We start from the raw sequence: 15786 nt of genomic DNA, 5'->3' as shown, positions 1-15786 counted from the left end.
ATATAATGTATTCAGTGAGGTGGGCCAAATGCCAAAAACTTTAATCGACATCAAAAATATTCTTGATTGTCAATTGGGAAATCCAGTTTTACTTCGTGCTAACGGAGGACGCAAGAAATTGATTGAAAGACGAGGCATCTTGAGAGAGACATATCCTTCGATTTTTGTGGTGGAACTAGATCAGGAGGAACATAATTTTGAGAGAGTGTCGTATACATACACCGATGTATTGACGGCTAATGTAGAAGTGACTTTCTATGATGATCAGAGAGAAGCATTTGTAATCCAATAATCGAACGAAAAAACCATCCTCAATTTTGAGGATGGTTTTTATTGTGCCTTACTTTAAGGTCAGTGCTGCTATCTGATTGTTTTCAGTGCTCCAGACCAAGCAGAAACTGTGCTTACTACACCTTCGATTGTATTGTTGTGAACTTCAGCAGGTTTGAAGGTCTGCATATCTTCAAAGTCCGTAAACAGGCTGAAGGCACCAAAAGGTCCGACAGTTGCGACGTTCAGGTTGGACAGAACCTGGCGCAGTGAGATCGTTGAAGCCACAGCCAGTGTGGAACCGTAGCCTACGATGCCGGCAGCTTTGTTGCCCCATTCAGGACCGATGTAGTCGATGGCATTTTTGAGTGATGACGGGATGCTCTTATTATACTCAGGGATAACAAATATGAAACCGTCAAGTGAATCAATTTTTTGAGACCATTGCTGAACGACCTCAAGTGTATATTCCTTATTAGCCATTGCAGGCGGGAGGTCCTGGTTAAACATTGGGAAATCATAATCTTTAGTATCAACAATTTCAAAGTTGACATCTTCAAGATTCATATTTTCTGCAAAATCCTTAACCCACTCTGCGACCTGTAAGTTTACGCGGGCTTCGCGTGTAGAGCCTGTAATGATACCTATGTTAGTCATTGATAAATCCTCCGATTGTTTACTATTTATTTGAAGGTTATTAAAAGTAACCTAATAAATATAATACATTATTTTTTTCAGATTTCAACCATTATGTTCCATTTTTATTAATGAGTACTCATTTTATGTATTATAATATACACATGTTAGTAAATTGGGGTGAAATTCCATGACGGAACTGAAAGTAGCCGGCATTATCGAAAAGGATAACGACCAGCAGATAGACTTTAATCGCGGTGCGTTGTCAGTCATCCAAATGACCGCAGAATATCTGCATAGGACAACCGTACTCGCAGAAGGAGAAGCCGGAATATATATTTTAAAGAATCCTGCTGAAGTATACGAAAGACTGACCGTCAGGGAACATATCAAATTCTACAGGAAATGGTACGGCAGCCATTTGAAAATTGATGATCTGTTAAAGCAGTATCAGCTTGCTGGAGATGCAAAACTCCGCATCTCAAAATGCGGACCGGAAACAATACAGAGGGTAGGATTTGTCAGAGCGGTGCTGGCGGATGCCAGTCACGTACTCGCTGTCGAACCGCTTCATCATGCAACAGATGCAAATATCCGTCTGTTTCATAAATTGATGTCACAGCTCAAGGAAATGGATAAATCATTAGTCGTTGTCACCAGCAGGACGGAAGATGCCTTTGTTATTAGCAGCAATATCTCCAAATTGAACAGCGATGGCCTGAAAAACGTACCGACAGAGCCGGAAGAACCGGAGAATAACCAAAATTCCCTGAACCGTCTTAAGGCAAAATCGCAGGATAAGACGATTTTTGTGGATCTTCAGGATGTTGAGTATATAGAGAGCGATGAAGGCAAGGTATATATTAATATTTCCCGGGAAAAGTTTTCAATCGATTACACGCTGGCAGAAGCTGAAAAGAAATTGAAGCACTATGGTTTCTACAGATGCCACAGATCCTACATCGTTAATCTCGATAAAGTAAGAGAAATTATCACCTGGTCTAAAAACACCTATTCGATTGCCATTGAAAATGAAGAAAAAAGTAAGATTCCGCTTTCCAGGAAAAAATTCAGCGAGATTCAGGAACTTCTGACTATGGGCTAGGTACAGCTCATCAAAAATAAGTACATCTCAGCAGAACTAAGGACACCGCAGGTTCTGTGATATACAACTCAAGTCAAATTTACCTCAGTTCATCCGGTTATTATCGCATACATTTTCCCTCCATCCTAAACTGTAATCAGTACATGAAGGAGGAATTGAAATGACAGCGGTAATTACAGTACAGGACCTGACGAAACGATTTGGCAGCGAACGCGCGCTTGACGGTGTCGACTTTGAAGTCGGACGCGGTGATATTTTCGGTCTCCTCGGGCCGAGCGGGTCGGGTAAGACGACGACAATGAAAATACTGACAGGGGAAGTCGAAATATCCGGCGGTACAGCAGAGGTGCTTGGATTTACAGACAGGGATTTTGGGAGATCTGCATATGTGAAGCAGCTTGGTATCCTGTCAGATAACAGTTCATTATACGATCGGCTGACTGTCAAAGATAATCTGGAATTGTTCAGAAAGCTGTATGGCGCAGGCAGGCACAGAATACAGGAAGTATTGGAACATGTCGGACTGACCGAACAAAGGGATAAAAAAGTGTCGCTGCTGTCAAAAGGGATGAAACAGCGCATATTAATATGTAAAGCGATACTTCACCGGCCGGAAGTCCTGTTTCTTGATGAACCGACAAGCGCGCTTGACCCCGTCACGACGGAACGGATACATGACATGCTGCTGACCATCAAAGGACAGGGAACAACAATAATGCTGACGACGCATAACATGGCGGAAGCAACGGTCCTGTGCGATCATGTCGCATTCTTAAGCAATGGCAGGATCCTTGATCAGGGCAGGCCGGACAATCTGAGACATTCCTATAAGAATAACAAAATCCATGTGACCTACCGGACCGGAATCATCAAAAGTTATGAAAGGTCCGAAGTCAACAAAAATATATTGGAAACAGCTTTATTTGACAGCAATGTCATCGATATCAGAAGTGACTATCCAAGCCTCGGGGAAGTGTTTAAAAAAGTTACGGGAAGGGAGCTTGTCTAGGATGAATGCGGGAAGAATAATGACAATTTTCGAGAAGGATTTTAAGGAATTTACACGTAATATGATGCTTTTCACATCGATTCTGCTGCCGGTACTCATCGCTTTTATGTACGGTTCCATGGGGGACAGCCAGCAGATACCATCAATGCTCATATTCCTCATTGTCGGTATTGCCTTCTCATCGATACTGACCAGCGGCATCATGACCATGATGGCTGAAGAAAATGAAAAGAACACGCTCAGAGGACTGGTCCAGTCACCGGCTTCCATGATGGATATCCTGGTTGGCAAAAGTCTGGTAGTTACACTGATGACTGCGGTCTCATTAGCAGTTTCCTTTCTCATCATGGATATGGACATGTCCTGGGGAGCGATGGATATTACAGGGATTATTCTGCTGGGATTATTCTTTTTAAATTCTGGTATTGGCGTTGGCCTGACAGTGAAAAGTGTCGCCACCACTTCAGTCTACCTGCTGCCGATCATGCTTATTTTTGGTTTCACACCGATGATAGAAATTATCATACAGGATGAAACCCATATTATCAGACAGGCTGCAGATTATCTCCCGCTATATCAGAATATGGCAATTTACGATGGAGAAGCACTGGTGCCGATGCTTATTCTGTCATTATGGGTGGTGCTCAGTTTTGTATATGCGGCATGGTCGTTTAAAGCGCGTATGAAAGATGCGTGATAAATATATGAGTTTAGGCTTTTGTCAGGAATATGATACATTGAATGTATCATGTTCCTGATTTTTTTATCCGACTATCTGAAAGGAGAGTGTTTTAAGTGGAAGATCGTACGTTCAGAAATGCCATGGGCCGGTTTGCCACAGGTGTGACTGTCATTACAGTTGAAGATGATGACGGGATACACGGTATGACTGCGAATGCCTTTATGTCCGTGTCCCTGGACCCGAAGCTTGTCCTGGTTTCAATAGATAACAGTGCCTCGATGCTTGAAAAGATGAAGAATACCAAGACTTTCGGCATCAGCTTTTTGAGCGAGGCTCAGAGATATCTCTCCATGCATTACGCCCGGCAAAAGCTTTATGACAAGGAGATTGATTTTGATATCATCGACGGGGTCCCTGTGCTGCGCCATAGTCTGGCCGCCCTTGCCTGTGATTTTTATCAGCAGATTCCGGCAGGGGATCATACGCTGTTTTTAGGGGAGGTGGATGAAATCCTGTTTGATGACGGTGAGCCGTTGACATTTTATAAAGGTCAGTATGGCAGGATTGAAGACACAGAATAAATACAGGTATTAAATTAAGTCAAATACAGCGTATTGCACCCATTGGATTTATGGTAGACTGTACAAAAATGATCGAGCAAATGGAAGTGAAAGAATGCATTATGAGACTGCTCCGGCAAAGATAAACCTGACATTGGACACGCTGTTCAAAAGAGCAGATGGTTTTCATGAAGTGAATATGGTGATGACAACTGTTGATCTGAACGATCACCTGTCGTTTGAGAAACGGGCAGATGGGAAGATTGTAATTAATACTAACCATCAGTTTGTGCCGACTGACAGGCGAAACCTGGTTTATCAGGCCGCTGAATTGATGATGGAGACATATGAGATCAAAACAGGTGTCAATATCATTATCGATAAAAGAATACCGATTGCAGCAGGCCTTGCCGGTGGCTCAGCTGATGCTGCAGCAGCTTTCAGGGGGATGAATGCCCTTTATGCCCTGGGGGCAGATATTGAAGAGCTGGCGGAGCTCTCCGGCAAACTCGGGTCTGATATCCCATTTTGTATCTATGGCGGAACTGCGATGGCTGCCGGCAGGGGGGAGACAATCCAGCCTTTGTCAAAACCGCCGCATGCATGGATTGTTTTAGCAAGACCGGAAATTAATGTTTCAACCAGGACAATATACGGCGCTTTGGAACCTGGAAAAAATCTCCCAGCTTCAAAGAATATGTCTGAGGCTGTGAATAATGGGGAGTATCAGAGCATTGTATCTCTTATGAAGAATGATCTGCAGGAAGTGACCTGCAGGAAGTACCCGGCAGTGAAAAAACTTCTCGCCAGTATGGATTCATGCGGCGCAGATGCTGCAATGATGAGCGGCAGCGGTCCGACAATTTTCGGCTTTGTCCAGAAGGAAAGGCAGGCGTCACATCTTTATAATGCGATGAAAGGATGCTGCAACGAAGTTTACAAAGTCAGACTCCTTGGTTAATTGTCAAAAACCGAACTTTTATGATAAAATTTTATATTAAATACGGTATTAGGAGTCTATATATGAAATATAAACGCAGTGAACGCCTCGTCTTTATGACGCATCACCTCACATCCAATCCAAACCAGCTGATTCCGCTGACATTTTTCGTGGACAAATTCAACCAGGCGAAATCTTCAATCAGTGAAGATATAAGGATCATAAAAGATGTATTTGAAAGTGATGGTATCGGCATTGTCAAAACGACTGCCGGCGCGGGCGGGGGTGTTTCTTTCCAGCCTAAAATCAGCGTCAGCCGGGCTGAAGAGATCATTGGCAGATTCATGAAAATGCTGAAGACAAAGGAACGGCTGCTGCCGGGCGGATATCTGTATATGTCGGATATCATGGGTTATCCGAATCTGATGAATGATATCGGCGAACTGATTGCCACAATGTATGGTGAGGAAGAAATAGACGCTGTCGTCACCATCGCAACAAAGGGCATTTCCCTCGCCAATTCAGTTGCACGCAAGCTGAATGTACCTGTCGCGATCATCCGCAAGGATAATAAGGTTACAGAAGGATCGACAGTATCGGTGAATTATGTGTCCGGATCGACACGCAAAATTGAAACGATGGTACTTTCCAAGCGGACGCTGGAGGAAGGCTCAAGAGTGCTCGTGGTGGATGACTTTCTGCGGGCCGGCGGTTCCATCACAGGCGTTATCAATCTGATGGAGGAATTCAAAGCCCGTGTTGTGGGAGTCAGTGTCCTTGTCGAAGCAAAACAGGTGGAAAACCGACGCTTTAATGACTATACTTCCCTGCTCAAGGTTTCTGATATCGATGAATTCAACCAGGCCTTTCTGGTGGAAGAAGGCAATTGTATGGACTATGTTTGGAATGATGAGAAAAGATTTAACGATTAACACTACAAAAAGGAGTTTTATAATGATGAAAGAGATAAATTCTAAAAATGCACCGGAAGCACTTGGACCATACAGCCACGGCGTGAAAGTCGGCAACATGTTCTATTCGTCCGGCCAGATTCCTTTGAACCTGGAGGGAGAAGTGGTCTCCGACGATGTTGAAGTGCAGACAAAGCAGGTGATGGATAACGTTGGCAAGGTGTTGGAAGAAGCTGGATTAAATTATGAGAACGTTGTGAAGACAACGATTTTCATAAAGGATATGGCAGATTTCCCTAAAATCAATGACGTTTATGGCGCCTATTTTACGGGTATACTACCTGCAAGATCATGTGTAGAAGTCAGTCAGCTGCCTAAAGATGTCAAAGTTGAAGTAGAAGTTATAGCAACTGAATCAAATTAATATAAAAGAAAAGTATTGGTAGACTGAAGCAGTACACATACGATCCAACAATAATATTATTGGGGGAAAACAGGCTATGAAAATAACAGACGTCAGACTGCGGAAAGTAAATAACCAAGACAACAGAATGAAAGCCCTCGTATCTATAACATTTGATGATTCGTTTGTCATCCATGACCTGCGGGTCATTGAAGGAAATAATGGAATGTTTGTAGCAATGCCGAGCAAGCGGACGCCGGATGGTGAGTTCAGGGACATTGCCCACCCAATTCATTCCGATATGCGTCAGCATGTACAGGAAGAAGTCATGAAAGTGTATGAGGAATCCGAAACGGTTGAACAGGAAGGTGACTCGGAGGAAGCATCCGAATCCGAAAATGAGGATGATGACGATGGACGTCAATCTGTCATCGACCCGAGTGAAGAGAAGACAGTGAGAGATGAACCGGAAGAAGATAGATAAGATATTCGCCCCGTAAATAACATTACGGGGTTTTATTATGTGAAAAATCGGTGTTATCTCTTTCATCTTGAAAGTAAACAGCCAGTAAAATATAATTGGGATAGTCATAAACTGGAGGTAGAGTATGCAAACGAGAGCAATTATTCTGGCGGCTGGCAAAGGGACGCGTATGAAATCGGAGAAGTACAAAGTGCTTCATGAAGTGTGCGGCACACCGATGATTCAGCATGTAATCAACAATCTGGGTCAGGCCGGCATCACTGATGTCTACGCTGTGCTCGGGCATGGCTCTGAGACTGTCGGCACTTATTTGGGTGATGGTATCAAGCAGACGATACAGGAGGAACAGCTGGGCACTGCCCACGCGGTGATGGAATGGAGGGAAGCACTGTCGGATGCAGAGGGGCATACGATGGTAGTTTGCGGAGATACACCTTTAATAACGGATACAACGATGCAGGCCTTCATGAACTATCACCTGGATACGGGATCAAAAGCAACGATCCTTTCATCCCGTACTGGGGAACCGTCTGGTTACGGACGTATCGTCAGAAAAGAGAACGGCTCTGTAAAGAGAATTGTCGAGGACAAAGATGCCACCGATCTTGAAAGAGAGATCAAAGAGGTGAGTTCAGGCACCTTCATATTTGATAACAAAGCACTCTTTGAGGCACTCGGCCAGGTAGGGAACGACAATGCCCAAAATGAATATTACCTGCCGGATGTTGTTTCTATACTGCGCGATAAAGGGGCCCGTGTCGAAGCGTACATATCACCTGACTTTGAAGAGACACTCGGTATTAACGACAGGGTTGCTCTCGCAAATGCTGAAGAAATATTGAGAAAACGTATTAATACGCGTCACATGGAGAACGGAGTCACTTTAGTCCATCCAGTGGCGACTTATATCGATGCGCAAGTTGAAATTGGCAGTGACTCCATTATTTATCCGGGTGCAATTATCCGCGGCAACACTAAAATCGGAAAAAATGTTATCATTTCTTCTGGCACAGAGATTAATGGCTCGACGATCGATGATGATGCAGAAATTAAGCATTCTGTAGTCACAGGCGCAGGCGTAGGCAAAGGAACGACAGTCGGTCCCTTTGCACAGCTCAGACCACAGGCGGAATTGGGTCGGGATGTGAAGATCGGCAACTTTGTTGAAGTGAAAAAATCCAGACTTGAAGACGAGTCAAAAGTATCTCATTTAAGTTATATTGGGGACGCAGCAATAGGGGAGCGTTCGAATATCGGCTGTGGCACAATTACTGTCAATTATGACGGCAAAAATAAGTTCCTGACTGAAATCGGTGCGGATGCATTCATCGGCTGCAACTCAAACCTCGTCGCACCGGTTAGCATCGGTGACAGATCTTTTATCGCAGCCGGTTCAACCATTACAGACGAAGTGCCTGAGGATAGTTTAGCGATCGCGAGAAACAGACAAACGACGAAAAAAGATTACTACAAAAAAGATAATTAATGGAGGATGAACATGTTAGCTTCTAACAACCAATATAGAAATTCAAATCTACGTCTCTTCTCACTCAACGGTAACGAGCCCCTCGCGCAGGAAATTGCTGAACATATTGGTATTCCACTTGGGAAGTCAACAGTTCACCGCTTCTCTGATGAAGAAGTGCAGGTAAACGTAGAGGAAAGTGTGCGGGGATGCGAAGTGTTCGTTGTACAGCCGACCAGCCAGCCGGCGAATGAACATCTGATGGAACTGCTCATCATGCTGGATGCCTTAAAGCGTGCATCTGCCAAAAGAATCAATGTGGTCATGCCTTATTATGGCTATGCGCGCCAGGACCGCAAAAGCCGTGCGCGTGAACCGATCACTGCCAAACTTGTGGCGAATCTGATAGAATCCTCAGGTGCAGATCGCGTCATTTCCCTGGATTTGCATGCACCACAAATTCAGGGGTTCTTTGATATTCCGATTGACCACCTAATGGGTGTGCCGATATTGAGTGATTATTTCCTCGAACAAAAAAACCTTAATTTTGATGAAGCGGTTGTAGTTTCCCCGGATCATGGCGGCGTAACAAGGGCCCGTAAAATGGCAGACCGTCTGAAAACACCGATAGCCATTATCGACAAGCGGAGACCGAAGCCGAATGTTGCAGAAGTCATGAATATTGTCGGTGAGATTGAAGGACGCACAGCAATCATTATCGATGACATCATCGATACCGGCGGTACAATGAAGCTGGCTGCCCAGGCACTTCTGGATAAAGGAGCGAAGGAAGTGTATGCGTGTTGTACACACCCGGTGCTTTCAGGGCCTGCTATTTCAAGAATTGAGGACTCCGTCATTAAAGAATTGGTTGTCACAAACTCCATCCAGCTGCCTGAAGAAAAGAAAAGCGGCAAGATTGTAGAACTCTCTGTTGGAGAACTGATGGCTCAAGCAATCGTGCGTGTCTATGAGAAAGAATCGGTAAGCATCCTTTTTGATAACTGATCCACCAATGTTTTTTTACAAATGACAGGGTAATATGCTATCATTATCCATGGCTATGTGTTAAATTAGGCAGAGTTAAACTGGCTTTATACGAAAGGTGGAAATATACCATGGCAAATTTAGCTTCAGCTCACAGAGCAGGTAAAGCTAAGCGTTCAGAGGTCACTGAACTGCGCTCAGCAGGCAAGATCCCTGCTGTTGTCTACGGGTACCAGGTCGATAACACCAATGTATCTGTAGATGAAAATGAATTTATCAAAGTAATCAGAGAAGTGGGCCGTAACGGCGTAATCGATCTGGATATGGCAGGTAAACCAGTTAAGGTAATGGTCACTGACTACCAGTACGATTCACTTAAAAACCAGGTTACTCATATCGACTTTGTGTCAATCAACATGAAATCTGAAGTCACTGTGGATGTCACGATTGAACTGGTCGGGGAAGCTGCAGGCACTAAAGAGGGCGGCATCATTGAACAGCCGACTTTCCAGGTATCTGTAACAGCTACACCGGACAATATTCCGGAATCACTTGAAGTGAATGTCGACGAGATGGAAATTGGAGATACTCTGTATGTTTCCGATATCCGTTCTGCAGGTAATTTCACGGTTGAAGATGAGGATGATGAACCGCTTGTAACAGTTGTTCCGCCTCAGGAAGAGCCTGAAGAGGAAGAAGAGACAGAAGAAGCTGGCTCCGAAGTGGAATCGGAAGATAAAGAGTAGTTCTATATTGGTTTAGCGGCGGTGGAGCACCCATCGCCTTTTTAACGTTATAGAGGTGGACAATATGAAATGTATAATCGGGCTCGGAAACCCGGGGAAAAAATATGAGAAAACCCGTCACAATATCGGTTTTATGGTCATTGACAGATTATCGAAAGATCTGGGTATAAAATTGGACAGCCATAAGTTCAAGTCAGATTACGGCGCCGGTTACGTCAATGGGGAACGAGTCATGCTGGTGAAACCGCAGACATTTATGAATCTCTCAGGTGAAGGGGTCCGTCCGCTGATTGATTATTATAAGATTGATGCAGCTGACATTCTCGTGCTTTATGATGATCTGGATCTTCCAGTGGGTAAACTCAGGCTCAGGCAAAAAGGCAGCGGCGGCGGACATAACGGGATCAAGTCGTTGAACCAGCATCTGGGTACTGTGAATTATAAACGTATCCGCATCGGCATTGACCGGCCGGCATCGGGTGAACCGATTATCGGATATGTGCTTGCAAAATTCCCAAAATCTGATAAAGCAATCATTGACAAGGTTATTGAAATTACAAAAGATGCTTCTGCAGCTTTTGTAATCCGCCCGTTTCAGGAAGTAATGACTGAATATAATGGTGATGTAAATGAACGATAAAGTCTCTGAAAGAATACAGCGGGACGAACGGTTTCTGGAAGTTGTCAATCATGATGACAGACTTAACATGATGGTTACCGGAATCAATGATGATTTCAAACCTGCATTGCTCTATGAACTGGTTCAGTCTGAAAATCGTCCGATTGTGCTGTTCGTACAAAATAATCATCAGATGGAGAAACTTTCTAATCCACTGATGGATATGATGGATAATGTTTACACATTCCCCGTTGGCGATATCATGATTGAAAATCATGCCAAACAAAGCCCTGAATTTATGCAATCGAGAATGAGCGCATTGTTTGCTCTGGCCCATAATGAGCCGGGGCTATTTGTCGTGCCTGTCCATGCGCTGCTCAAACCGCTCATGCCTAAAGAAAAACTGATCAGTTATGAACAGACGCTCAGGGTGGGTTCGATCGTCGATTACAATCAATTTATAGAAAATCTGGTCAGCCTGGGTTACAGACGTATGCAGCAGGCCGTACACTTCGGTGAATTTGCGGTGCGCGGAGATATTATAGATATATATATGTCTGAAAAACTGGTCCGTGTTGAACTTTTTGATGATGAGATCGATTCTTTAAGAACGATTGACCCGTCGAGCCAGCGTTCCATTGAAAATATTGAATCGATAACAATGGAACCGTATGAAGAGTACATCATTGAACCGTATGAAAGGGAAATACTGCTTAAAAAAGTGGAGAAGCTGTACGAAAACACGAAAGAAAATCTGGACACAGCCACGGCCGAAACACTGGCAGAGTATTACGATACCATCACCCGCCCCGATCAGACATTCACTCATCTGGTTCACTACAGCAGGTTTCTTGAAGACAGAGATATTTCAATTTTGGACTATATGACAGAAGACCACAGGATAATAATCGATGAAGCGAAAAATATGGCTTCTGCATACGAAACCGAATTTACATCTGTGTCGAACTACTATGAATCCATGGTGGAAGCCGGGCGCATGTTCAAAGGCGGAGGTAATTTCCTGGAAGGCCAGTATGATCGGCTGCTGTCCCTTGAAGGCAGCACATACTTCACTTTATTCACAAAGCGCATGCCTGTGGAAATGGGGCATATTGTAAAGATCTCTGTGCGTCCGACCGAGGTTTACTACGGCCAGTATGATATTTTGGCATCCAACCTGAATCAGATGCAGAAAGATGAATATCTGATCAATATCATCCTGCGGGATGATGAAGAGGTTGAAAAGACCCGCCAGCTCCTTGAAGACTTAAATATTCCGAACTACATTCATGATATCCCGGTCGATTCGGGCATTGTTCTGACGAAAGGGCAGCTGGCTAAAGGTTTCATACTGCCGTTCATGAAAGTGGCAGTACTGGGTTCGAAAGAATTATATAACAAGACAGCGCGTAAGAAAAAACAAACGAAGAAACTGTCTAACGCTGAGAAGATAAAATCCTATCAGGAATTGAATACGGGTGACTATGTGGTTCATATTCATCACGGGGTCGGCCGGTACCTTGGGATTGAAACACTGGAAGTCGGCGGCATCCATAACGACTACATGAAGCTTCAGTATAAGGGTACAGATCAGCTGTATATCCCCGTTGATCAGATGGACCTTGTCCAAAAGTACATTGCGAGTGACGAAGGGCAGCCCCGGATGCATAAGCTCGGCGGTACGGAATGGCAGAAGACAAAAGCCAAGGTGGAAGCAAATGTCGATGAGATTGCAGACGAGCTGATAAAACTCTATCAGGACAGGAACCAGTCCGAAGGATTCAGATTCTCTGCAGACACTGAAATGCAGACATCTTTTGAAGCGCGGTTTCCTTATGAACCGACCCCGGATCAGCATGCTTCAATCAATGAGATTAAGAGGGACATGGAAGATATCCGCCCGATGGACAGACTGCTGTGCGGTGATGTCGGCTACGGCAAGACAGAAGTGGCAATCCGGGCAGCGTTCAAAGCGATCCAGGACGGCAAACAGGTCGCAATACTTGTACCGACGACAATACTTGCTGCACAGCATTTTGAGAATCTGATTGAACGCATCGAAGAATATCCGGTAAACGTGGGTATGATGAGCAGGTTCAGAACGGCTTCCCAGCTCAAAAAGACACGCGAAGGACTGAAAGCGGGCAGGATAGACATCGTTGTCGGCACCCATAAAATCCTGGCGAAAAATGTGGAATTCAAGGATCTGGGACTCCTGGTGGTCGATGAAGAACAGCGTTTTGGGGTCAGACATAAAGAGAAGATCAAACAGTTAAAAACAAATGTTGATGTTCTGACGCTCACAGCGACACCAATACCAAGAACGCTCCACATGAGCCTTGCCGGTGTGCGTGATTTATCCGTGATTGAAACGCCGCCGGAGAACAGATTTCCAGTTCAGACATACGTGCTGGAGTTCCAGGCCAACTTTGTCAAAGAGGCGATAGAAAGGGAACTTGCCCGCGGGGGGCAGGCATTCTACCTCCATAACCGGGTGGACACCATCTACCAGAAAAAGGCGCACGTGGAAGCATTGGTGCCGGATGCATCTGTTGGTGTCATGCATGCTCAAATGAATGAAACAGAAGTTGAAGATACAATGATGGCATTTGTCAACGGTGATTATGATATCCTTGTCACTACGACAATCATTGAGACGGGTGTGGATGTCCCGAACGCTAACACACTCATCATAGAGGATGCCGACCGCTACGGTCTGAGCCAGCTTTATCAGCTGCGCGGCCGTGTCGGACGGAGCAGCCGGATCAGCTATGCTTATCTCTTCCACCAGCCGGATAAAGTTCTGACAGAAGTAGCGGAAAAGCGTCTGGAGGCCATAAAGGAATATACGGAACTCGGCAGCGGCTTTAAAATTGCGATGCGGGACCTCAATATTCGCGGTGCAGGCAATCTGCTCGGCAAGAATCAGTCCGGGTTTATCGATTCTGTCGGCTATGAACTTTATTCCGAAATGCTTGAGACCGCCGTCAAAGAAAAGCAGGGTGCAAAACCGGAACCCGAACCGGTGAATATTCCGGTGGATATTACACTCGATGCATATATTCCAGGCACTTATATTACCCACGAACAATCGAAAATCGATATTTACAAACGTCTCAGAAAAGCGGATTCCATCGAAGTCATTCGGGATATTGAAGACGAGCTGCTCGACCGCTTTGGTGAATATCCGGCAGAAGTTGAACGTCTGCTTCAGCTGGTCCGTGTGAAAGTTTATGCACTCCTGTTCGGTATTTACCAGGTGAAAGAGGATAAAAATCATTTTTATCTGTTCGTATCCAAAAATGCAACGGAGCATATCGATGGCGAAAAACTGTTTATGGATACGCAGGAATATGGACAGATCCTGAAAATTTCAGTGGTCAGCAATGAAATGCATCTGTCAATCCGCAGTAAAGATATGTTGCAGCTGCTGAGTATCATGGAAGCAATACAGAGCAGCAGACTGGAGGAAGCAGTATGAATCAGATAGAAATTATAGGACTCGGCAGTTCAGACATAGAACAGATGCCGCTTGGAATCTATAGAAAACTGACAGGTACAGATCAATTATTTCTGCGCACGAAGGAGCATCCGGCTGTTCAAACGCTCGAAGACGAAGGCGTCGAAGTCATCAGCTTTGATGATGTCTATGAGAGTCATGATACATTTGAAGCGGTTTACAGGGCGATTGTTGACAGGCTGATTGAAACTGCACGGTACCACGAAGTGGTGTATGCAGTACCTGGGCATCCGCTTTTTTATGAAACAACGACAAAATTGCTGCTTCAAAAACACGAAAATAACGAGGCTGTGGTTAAAGTATCAGGGGGGCAGAGCTTCATAGATACGGTCATCAGCACGCTGAGCATACCGATAAATGAAGGTTTTTTGCTGCTTGACGGTACAGATCTTTCAGTGAGCCAGTTGAATTACGCGCACCATACACTCATTACTCAGGTTTATGACAGTCTCAGCCTTGGTGAAGCGAAGTTGACACTGCTTGATTATTATCCTGCAGATACTGAGGTTAAGATTGTCGATGCGGCAGGAAGTACGGATGAAAGCATTCATGAGCTGCTGCTTCACGAGATCGACCACATGGATATCAGGAGCAATCTGCTGGCGCTTTATATTCCGAAAGTGACGGATATTGGGGTGAAATATCGTGATATCCGCCAGATGACTGAAATATTTGATGTGCTGGTCAGTGAGGACGGCTGTCCCTGGGATAAAGTGCAGACGCATGAGACACTTGAAAAATATTTGATTGAAGAATCCTATGAAGTGATCGAAGCTATTGAGCAGACCGATGATGCCGCCATTGTCGAAGAGCTTGGAGATATTCTCCTGCAAGTGGCACTTCACAGCGCCATCGGCAGCAAAAATGGATATTTTGATTTCTTTGATGTGCTGGAGAGCGTGAATGCTAAAGTAATCAGGCGCCACCCGCATGTATTCGGGGGCGAATCTGCAGAATCCATGGATGATTTAAACCGTATATGGCAAAATGCAAAGAAAAAAGAGGGTAAGAAAGATAAAGTGAAGTATGAAAAAGAATACGGTGAGAAAGTATTGGCCTGGATGAAAGCGTCCATTCATGAAGAAAGAGCGCTCACTGATATTTTACACAGGAGGGATGATTAAATGAGGCTGGATAAATTCCTGAAAGTTTCCCGTGTGATAAAACGGCGGACGCTTGCTAAAGAAATCAGCAGCGAGGGCAGGATAAAAATTAATGATCATACTGCCAAAGCCGGTTCTGAAGTTTCCGCGGGGGATGTGCTCGAAATAAGATTCGGACAAAAAGTGGTGACACTGGAAATACTGCAGCTTGAAGCATACACCAGGAAAGAAGACGCAGAGCAGATGTATAAAGTGATAAAAGAGGAGAAAATCGGGTAGCAAATTTTTCCTGGCAAATTGAGCTTTTTTAGTGTATTTTATAAATAGAGAATGCACAATTAAAGGT

17 protein-coding genes are annotated in these 15786 nt (G+C 44.5%); 16 read left to right on the top strand and 1 reads right to left on the bottom strand.

Translation table 11 applies throughout. From position 1 onward, the window contains the following. Positions 1-28 precede the first annotated feature (28 nt). Positions 29-292, top strand: coding sequence for a Veg family protein (locus G343_RS0102390; RefSeq protein WP_020006510.1), 264 nt, complete (start codon positions 29-31; stop codon positions 290-292). Positions 293-360: 68 nt separating this feature from the next. Here the strand turns inward: G343_RS0102390 and G343_RS0102385 are convergent, their stop codons facing one another. Next, positions 361-927 (bottom strand): NADPH-dependent FMN reductase, encoded by a 567-nt coding sequence (locus G343_RS0102385; RefSeq protein ID WP_020006509.1) that lies wholly within the window; start codon positions 925-927, stop codon positions 361-363. Between the two features lie 169 nt (positions 928-1096). Here G343_RS0102385 and G343_RS0102380 point away from each other — a divergent pair, with 169 nt between their 5' ends. From G343_RS0102380 to G343_RS0102310, 15 genes are all read left to right on the top strand, one after another. Then, complete coding sequence (locus G343_RS0102380) at positions 1097-2011, top strand: LytTR family transcriptional regulator DNA-binding domain-containing protein (RefSeq protein WP_020006508.1); 915 nt, start codon at positions 1097-1099, stop codon at positions 2009-2011. A gap of 160 nt (positions 2012-2171) precedes the next feature. Further along, positions 2172-3020: an ABC transporter ATP-binding protein gene (locus G343_RS0102375; protein WP_020006507.1), complete on the top strand. Its 849-nt coding sequence runs from the start codon at positions 2172-2174 to the stop codon at positions 3018-3020. Between the two features lies 1 nt (position 3021). Beyond that, entirely contained in the window at positions 3022-3717 is a 696-nt protein-coding gene (locus tag G343_RS0102370) for an ABC transporter permease (protein ID WP_020006506.1), read from the top strand. A gap of 98 nt (positions 3718-3815) precedes the next feature. Continuing rightward, positions 3816-4283, top strand: coding sequence for a flavin reductase family protein (locus G343_RS0102365; protein ID WP_020006505.1), 468 nt, complete (start codon positions 3816-3818; stop codon positions 4281-4283). Between the two features lie 94 nt (positions 4284-4377). Next, complete coding sequence (ispE, locus tag G343_RS0102360) at positions 4378-5223, top strand: 4-(cytidine 5'-diphospho)-2-C-methyl-D-erythritol kinase (RefSeq protein ID WP_020006504.1); 846 nt, start codon at positions 4378-4380, stop codon at positions 5221-5223. A gap of 62 nt (positions 5224-5285) precedes the next feature. Then, entirely contained in the window at positions 5286-6134 is an 849-nt protein-coding gene (gene purR / locus G343_RS0102355) for a pur operon repressor (RefSeq protein ID WP_020006503.1), read from the top strand. Positions 6135-6159: 25 nt separating this feature from the next. Further along, complete coding sequence (locus tag G343_RS0102350; RefSeq protein WP_026366243.1) at positions 6160-6537, top strand: RidA family protein; 378 nt, start codon at positions 6160-6162, stop codon at positions 6535-6537. Between the two features lie 76 nt (positions 6538-6613). Beyond that, complete coding sequence (gene spoVG, locus G343_RS0102345; RefSeq protein WP_020006501.1) at positions 6614-7000, top strand: septation regulator SpoVG; 387 nt, start codon at positions 6614-6616, stop codon at positions 6998-7000. 124 nt (positions 7001-7124) lie between these two features. Beyond that, positions 7125-8486 (top strand): bifunctional UDP-N-acetylglucosamine diphosphorylase/glucosamine-1-phosphate N-acetyltransferase GlmU, encoded by a 1362-nt coding sequence (gene glmU / locus G343_RS0102340; protein ID WP_020006500.1) that lies wholly within the window; start codon positions 7125-7127, stop codon positions 8484-8486. Positions 8487-8498: 12 nt separating this feature from the next. After that, entirely contained in the window at positions 8499-9473 is a 975-nt protein-coding gene (locus tag G343_RS0102335) for a ribose-phosphate diphosphokinase (RefSeq protein ID WP_020006499.1), read from the top strand. A gap of 110 nt (positions 9474-9583) precedes the next feature. Then, a complete protein-coding gene (locus G343_RS0102330; RefSeq protein ID WP_020006498.1) occupies positions 9584-10198 on the top strand; it encodes a 50S ribosomal protein L25/general stress protein Ctc in 615 nt (204 codons plus the stop codon). Between the two features lie 64 nt (positions 10199-10262). Next, entirely contained in the window at positions 10263-10838 is a 576-nt protein-coding gene (gene pth / locus G343_RS0102325; protein ID WP_020006497.1) for an aminoacyl-tRNA hydrolase, read from the top strand. Beyond that, positions 10828-14298, top strand: a complete 3471-nt coding sequence (gene mfd / locus G343_RS0102320; protein ID WP_020006496.1) for a transcription-repair coupling factor — start codon at positions 10828-10830, stop codon at positions 14296-14298. The genes pth and mfd overlap by 11 nt, the downstream gene beginning before the upstream one ends. Next, positions 14295-15461 carry a MazG nucleotide pyrophosphohydrolase domain-containing protein gene (locus tag G343_RS0102315; RefSeq protein WP_020006495.1) on the top strand — a complete coding sequence of 389 codons (1167 nt, stop codon included), beginning with the start codon at positions 14295-14297 and terminating at the stop codon, positions 15459-15461. Before mfd ends, G343_RS0102315 begins: the two co-directional genes overlap by 4 nt. Then, a complete protein-coding gene (locus tag G343_RS0102310; RefSeq protein WP_020006494.1) occupies positions 15462-15719 on the top strand; it encodes an RNA-binding S4 domain-containing protein in 258 nt (85 codons plus the stop codon). Positions 15720-15786: the final 67 nt, after the last annotated feature.

Origin of the sequence: Salinicoccus albus DSM 19776 (assembly GCF_000385175.1) — a bacterium.
Lineage (GTDB): Bacteria > Bacillota > Bacilli > Staphylococcales > Salinicoccaceae > Salinicoccus > Salinicoccus albus.
Note: the sequence above shows the minus strand (reverse complement) of the source record. Positions and strands in the feature narration are given on the sequence as shown.

Coding starts and splice junctions, on each gene's coding strand:
- G343_RS0102390 (WP_020006510.1), top strand. CDS start 29: ATGCCAAAAACTTTAATCGACATCAAAAATATTCTTGATTGTCAATTG.
- G343_RS0102385 (WP_020006509.1), bottom strand. CDS start 927: ATGACTAACATAGGTATCATTACAGGCTCTACACGCGAAGCCCGCGTA.
- G343_RS0102380 (WP_020006508.1), top strand. CDS start 1,097: ATGACGGAACTGAAAGTAGCCGGCATTATCGAAAAGGATAACGACCAG.
- G343_RS0102375 (WP_020006507.1), top strand. CDS start 2,172: ATGACAGCGGTAATTACAGTACAGGACCTGACGAAACGATTTGGCAGC.
- G343_RS0102370 (WP_020006506.1), top strand. CDS start 3,022: ATGAATGCGGGAAGAATAATGACAATTTTCGAGAAGGATTTTAAGGAA.
- ispE (WP_020006504.1), top strand. CDS start 4,378: ATGCATTATGAGACTGCTCCGGCAAAGATAAACCTGACATTGGACACG.
- purR (WP_020006503.1), top strand. CDS start 5,286: ATGAAATATAAACGCAGTGAACGCCTCGTCTTTATGACGCATCACCTC.
- G343_RS0102350 (WP_026366243.1), top strand. CDS start 6,160: ATGAAAGAGATAAATTCTAAAAATGCACCGGAAGCACTTGGACCATAC.
- spoVG (WP_020006501.1), top strand. CDS start 6,614: ATGAAAATAACAGACGTCAGACTGCGGAAAGTAAATAACCAAGACAAC.
- glmU (WP_020006500.1), top strand. CDS start 7,125: ATGCAAACGAGAGCAATTATTCTGGCGGCTGGCAAAGGGACGCGTATG.
- G343_RS0102335 (WP_020006499.1), top strand. CDS start 8,499: ATGTTAGCTTCTAACAACCAATATAGAAATTCAAATCTACGTCTCTTC.
- G343_RS0102330 (WP_020006498.1), top strand. CDS start 9,584: ATGGCAAATTTAGCTTCAGCTCACAGAGCAGGTAAAGCTAAGCGTTCA.
- pth (WP_020006497.1), top strand. CDS start 10,263: ATGAAATGTATAATCGGGCTCGGAAACCCGGGGAAAAAATATGAGAAA.
- mfd (WP_020006496.1), top strand. CDS start 10,828: ATGAACGATAAAGTCTCTGAAAGAATACAGCGGGACGAACGGTTTCTG.
- G343_RS0102315 (WP_020006495.1), top strand. CDS start 14,295: ATGAATCAGATAGAAATTATAGGACTCGGCAGTTCAGACATAGAACAG.
- G343_RS0102310 (WP_020006494.1), top strand. CDS start 15,462: ATGAGGCTGGATAAATTCCTGAAAGTTTCCCGTGTGATAAAACGGCGG.